The 577-nt window shown below is 64.3% G+C and carries 1 protein-coding gene; it reads right to left on the bottom strand.

Translation table 11 applies throughout. The features are described 5' to 3' along the window. Positions 1 to 551: ferritin-like domain-containing protein (locus SPR02S_RS54790; RefSeq protein ID WP_158698041.1), on the bottom strand; the 551-nt coding region annotated here is incomplete at its 3' end. Positions 552 to 577 lie beyond the last annotated feature (26 nt).

Genomic DNA, 577 nt, shown 5'->3' with positions numbered 1-577 from the left:
CACTGGGCGGCGAAGCGTTCTTGGAATTCGGCCATGACCTTGCCGTAGATCTCGATGTCGGCCGCGGTGTACCGGGCCAGGGTGTCCTCGATCTCCTGGACCCCGTAGCGCTCCTCCATGGCCTGCAACGCGTCACGGACGTAGCGCACGTGCCACCGCTCGTCGAGCATGATCTTCTCGATGGTGGCCCGGACCGGGGCCGGCACGTTCTCCTGGCGCAGATGCTGGTTGTAGTGGCCGATCGTGCGCTTCTCGAAGACCAGCGTGATCGCCATGACCTCCATCAGACTGGCGGGCACCCCCACCGCGTCCATGTACCGGTCCTGATACGCGTCCCGCATCGGGATCGCCCGCTGGTCCAGCTTGTCGATGCAGTCCGTCCAGTAGAACGCGTGCGCCGACTCGTCCGCGAAATGATGCGTCACGTCCTTCTGCAACGGACCACGGATCGTCCGCGCCACCCGCCCGAAGAACATCGCCCCGCTCATCTCCGAGTTCCGGTAGAAACTCGCCACCCACAACTCGTTCTCCGACAACTCCACACCACTCACGACAACCTCCCCCAACGAGTCCGCAC

Source organism: Streptomyces prunicolor NBRC 13075 (genome assembly GCF_000367365.1).
Classification (GTDB): domain Bacteria; phylum Actinomycetota; class Actinomycetes; order Streptomycetales; family Streptomycetaceae; genus Streptomyces; species Streptomyces prunicolor.
The sequence above is the reverse complement of the archived record's forward strand: the minus strand, read 5'-3'. Positions and strand labels throughout refer to the sequence as shown.